The sequence below is a fragment of the Frankia sp. AgKG'84/4 genome (assembly GCF_023242965.2).
In the GTDB taxonomy this organism is placed as follows: domain Bacteria; phylum Actinomycetota; class Actinomycetes; order Frankiales; family Frankiaceae; genus Frankia.
In genome coordinates, this window is sequence record NZ_JALKFU020000428.1 from 1 (window position 1) to 4,580 (window position 4,580).

Consider the following 4,580-nt stretch of genomic DNA (forward strand, 5'->3'; position numbering starts at 1 on the left):
GCGCCGGGTGGCGCTCATGCTCTCGGCCTATCCGACGAAGCATGCCCGCATCGGCAACGCCGTCGGCCTGGACACACCCGCGAGCACGGTGCGACTGCTGCGCGAGCTGCGCGCCGCCGGCTACGACATCGGCCCCGCCGACGGGCCGGACGCGCTGCCCGGCGTCGCCGCCCAGGACGGCGACGCGCTCATCCACGCGATCATCGCGGCCGGCGGGCAGGACCCCGACTGGCTCACCGCCGAGCAGCTCGCCGGCAACCCGGTGCGGATCTCCGCCGCCGACTACCGCGCCTGGTTCGACACGCTGCCCGCCGACCTGCGCGAACGCGTCGAACGGCACTGGGGGCAGGCCCCCGGCGAGCTGTACGTCGACCGTTCCCGTTCCGAGGACGGCGAGATCGTCCTGGCCGCGTTGCGCGCCGGCAACACCGCCCTGCTCGTCCAGCCGCCGCGCGGCTTCGGCGCGAACCCGGTCGCGATCTACCACGATCCGGACCTGCCGCCGAGCCACCACTACCTCGCGGCCTACCGCTGGCTGTCCGCGCCGGCGGCCGCCGGCGGATTCGGCGCGCACGCCCTGGTCCATCTCGGCAAGCACGGGACGCTGGAGTGGCTGCCGGGCAAGAACGTCGGGATGAGCGCGTCCTGCCCGTCCGACGCGGCGCTCGCCAACCTTCCGCTGATCTACCCGTTCCTGGTCAACGACCCGGGCGAGGGCACCCAGGCGAAGCGCCGCGCGCATGCCACCCTGATCGACCATCTCGTCCCGCCGATGGCCCGCGCGGAGAGCTACGGTGACCTGGCACGGCTCGAACAGCTCCTCGACGAGCACGCGTCGATCGCGGCGATGGACCCGGCGAAGCTGCCCGCGATCCGCGCCCAGATCTGGACGCTGATCCAGGCCGCCCGTCTCGACCACGACCTCGGCCTCGCCGACCGGCCGCACGACGCCGAGTTCGACGACTTCCTGCTGCACGTCGACGGCTGGCTGTGCGAGGTGAAGGACGCGCAGATCCGCGACGGCCTGCACGTGCTCGGGGTCGCGCCGAGCGGCGAGGCCCGCGTCAACCTGGTGCTGGCGATGCTGCGCGCGCGCCAGATGTGGGGCGGGCAGCGCACCCTGCCGGGCCTGCGCGAGGCACTGGGCCTCGACGAGGGCACGGAGAGCGGCCAGGCGTCGCGCGTCGACGTCGACACCGCGGAACGCACCGCGCTCGCCCTGGTCACCGAGCTGGAACGGCACGGGTGGGACCCGGGGGCCGTCCCCGCCGCGCTCGACACCGTCCTCGGCACCCCGTCCCCCGCACCCGCCGAGGTCGACGCCGAGGTCGACGCCGCGGCGGAGCCCGGCGCTGGATCCGTCGGCGTCCCTGACGACGCCGACCGGCGGGCGGCCGTCGCCGCGGTGCTGCGCTTCGCCGCCACCGAGATCGTGCCGCGCATCGCCCGGACCACCGACGAGATCACCAACATCCTGCACGCCCTCGACGGCGGTTACGTCCCGGCGGGACCGAGCGGTTCGCCGCTGCGCGGCCTGGTCAACGTGCTGCCCACCGGCCGCAACTTCTACTCCGTCGACCCGAAGGCGGTGCCGAGCCGGCTGGCCTGGGAGACCGGGCAGGCGATGGCCGCCTCCCTGCTGGAGCGCTACCGGGCGGACACCGGCCGCTGGCCGGAGTCGGTCGGCCTGTCCGTGTGGGGCACCAGCGCGATGCGCACGTCCGGCGACGACGTCGCGGAGGTACTCGCCCTGCTCGGCATCCGGCCGCGGTGGGATGACGCGTCGCGGCGGCTGCGCGGTCTGGAGCCGATCGACCTCGCCGAGCTCGGCCGGCCCCGCATCGACGTCACGGTGCGCATCAGCGGGTTCTTCCGCGACGCGTTCCCGCACGTGGTGGCCATGCTCGACGACGCCGTGCGGATGGCCGCCGGCCTCGACGAACCCGACGAGGACAACCTGGTGCGCGCCCATGCCCGCGCCGACCTCGCCGAGCACGGCGACGAACGGCGCTCGACGCTGCGCATCTTCGGCTCCCGGCCGGGATCGTACGGCGCCGGGCTGCTACCGCTGATCGACAGCCGCAACTGGCGCGACGACGCCGACCTCGCCGAGGTGTACGCCACCTGGGGCGGCTACGCGTACGGCCGCGGCGTCGACGGCGTGCCCGCCCGCGGCGACATGGAGGCCGCCTACCGGCGCATCGCCGTCGCCGCGAAGAACATCGACACCCGCGAGCACGACATCGCCGACTCCGACGACTACTTCCAGTACCACGGCGGAATGGTCGCGACGGTGCGGGCGCTGACCGGGCGGGCGCCCGCCGCCTACATCGGCGACAGCACCCGGCCCGAGGCGGTGCGCACCCGCACGCTGTCCGAGGAGACCTCCCGGGTGTTCCGTGCCCGCGTCGTCAACCCCCGCTGGCTGGCCGCGATGCGCCGCCACGGCTACAAGGGCGCGTTCGAGATGGCGGCGACCGTCGACTACCTGTTCGGCTACGACGCGACCGCCGGCGTGGTCGCCGACTGGATGTACGAACGCCTCGCCGCCGTCTACGCCCTCGACGACGAGAGCCAGAAGTTCCTGCTCACCTCGAACCCGTGGGCCCTGCACGGGATCACCGAACGCCTGCTGGAAGCCGCCGCCCGCGGCCTGTGGGAGCACCCCGAACCGGCGACCCTCGACGCCCTCCAGGAGATCTACCTACGTACCGAGGGCGACCTCGAGGACAGCCACGACACCACCGCCTCGTAACGTTGCGCGGGCCGGCCGCCGGTCGGCGGGGGCCATCCGGGCCGGCGGGTGGCGCGTTCGGGTGGGGCCCGTGGTCCCCCTCCCGGGGGGCCAGGGGTACCCCCCGCGGGGGGCCCGGCGGCCCGCGGGCCGCAGGTCGACCGGTCGACGGACCAGTACGCGCCGGTGGCCGGCGGCACCCGGGGCCCGGCGCAGGCCGGACGGGCCTTCACCCCGACGCGTACCGGTGGGGACAACTGGCCCGCATCGGGGAAAATACGCAAGGTGCGGACGACATTTCTGCTCGTCGGAGACGATCCCGCGGTGCGCCGAGACCTGGTGCCCGCCTTGCTGGACGAGGGCTACGGCGTCGACCAGGTGCGATCAGCCGACCATGCCCAGGCCCGGCTCGCCGCGCGCCCGGCGCACCTGGTGCTGGTCTGTGTGCCGCTGGCGACCGGCCCGGATCCCCTCACGCTGCCCGATGATCTCGCCGAGCTCGACGACCCGGAGTTCGACCGGCTCGACCTGGACGCGCGCCGGCTCGAAAGCCTTGTGTTCGGTCCGGACGGCCCACCGCCCGCCGATCCCCTGGCAGGTCCACCGGGGCCGGACGGCACCGGGTCCGGCACCGGCCGGGGGCCCGCCGCCGGCCCGGTGATGAGCGGCCTGGAGCTCTGCCGGCGGCTTCGTGCCGCCAGCGACCTACCGATCGTCGTGGTCGCCGAGCGGGCCGACCCGAGCTGCGTCGTTGCGGGCCTGGAAGCCGGCGCCGACGACTACCTCACCGCACCGCCGGTCACCGCGCAGGTGCTGGCACGGCTGCGCGCGCTACTGCGGCGCACCCATCCGACGCTGGCGGCGGCAAGTTCCCTGAGCGTCGGTGACCTGCAGATCCGCCTGGCGGAGGGGGTCGTGCGCCGCCGTGGCGAAGACCAGCACCTGACCCGTACGGAGTTCCGGCTGCTGTGTGAGCTGGCCGTGGCCGGCGGGCGGGTGGTGACCCGGCGCCAGCTACTCGAACGGGTCTGGGGGTACGACTACTTCGGCGGCGCGCGGATGCTCGACGTCCACGTCCGCCGGCTACGCCGCAAGCTGGAGGCCGACCCGTCGGCCCCCACCCACATCCTGACCGTCCGCGGCGTCGGCTACCGCGTCTGCCAGTCCGCCACGGAGCTGGCCGGCACGGAGCTGGCCGGCACCGACCTGCCCGGCACCGACCCGGCCGGCACCGACCTGGCCGGCACCGACCTGCCCGAGGCGGCTGGACCCGCGCTCGCCGGCACGGCCGGGTCCGCGGCCGGCTGACAGACCCACCGCCCGAGCCAGCCGGCGAAGGCGACCGGCCGGCCCCAGCGGATCCCGGCGGTTCAACGGATCTCAGGGACGAAGGTGGACCGGGTGGCCTCACTCGTCGCCGGGATCGTCCTCGTCGGGGGAATCCGTAACAGCTCGATACGTCACAACTGACGGCGTTGCCTCACGCTACGACCTGGAACACCTCCGAGATCAGCCCGTGGGCGGGCTCAGCGATGGCCCGGCCGGCGCCGGCCGCGATCCACGCGGTGAGTGCCGCCAGGTCAGGAGCGCGGCCGCTCGCTACACGGATCCGCGTGGCGAGCGCCAGGACGGCGTCGGGATGCTCGGTGCACAGTCGGCGCCGCAGACCGTCCACCTGGTCGGCGTGGATCAGCGCGAGCCCGGCGTAGGACTCCAGCCGCCCAGGCTGTTCCCGCAGCTCACGACGGAATTCGGCGGCCGCCGCGCGGCGGGCGCCGGACACCGCCAGCACATCACCGGCCGTCGCCCCGGCCGGCCAGCGGGCCCACCGACCGGAGTCGGGCTC

At 74.7% G+C, this 4,580-nt stretch carries 2 protein-coding genes and 1 pseudogene; 2 read left to right on the forward strand and 1 reads right to left on the reverse strand.

From position 1 onward, the window contains the following. Together cobN and MXD58_RS20575 are read left to right on the forward strand one after the other, a co-directional pair. Nucleotides 1-2,755, forward strand: a 2,755-nt coding sequence (cobN, locus tag MXD58_RS20570; protein ID WP_250609749.1) for a cobaltochelatase subunit CobN, incomplete at its 5' end; no start/stop codon positions are given. A gap of 165 nt (nt 2,756-2,920) precedes the next feature. Continuing rightward, complete coding sequence (locus MXD58_RS20575; RefSeq protein WP_250609750.1) at nt 2,921-4,042, forward strand: winged helix-turn-helix domain-containing protein; 1,122 nt, start codon at nt 2,921-2,923, stop codon at nt 4,040-4,042. 172 nt (nt 4,043-4,214) lie between these two features. Here the strand turns inward: MXD58_RS20575 and MXD58_RS20580 are convergent. Further along, nucleotides 4,215-4,580, reverse strand: a pseudogene (locus MXD58_RS20580) (HEXXH motif domain-containing protein); the annotation flags it as partial.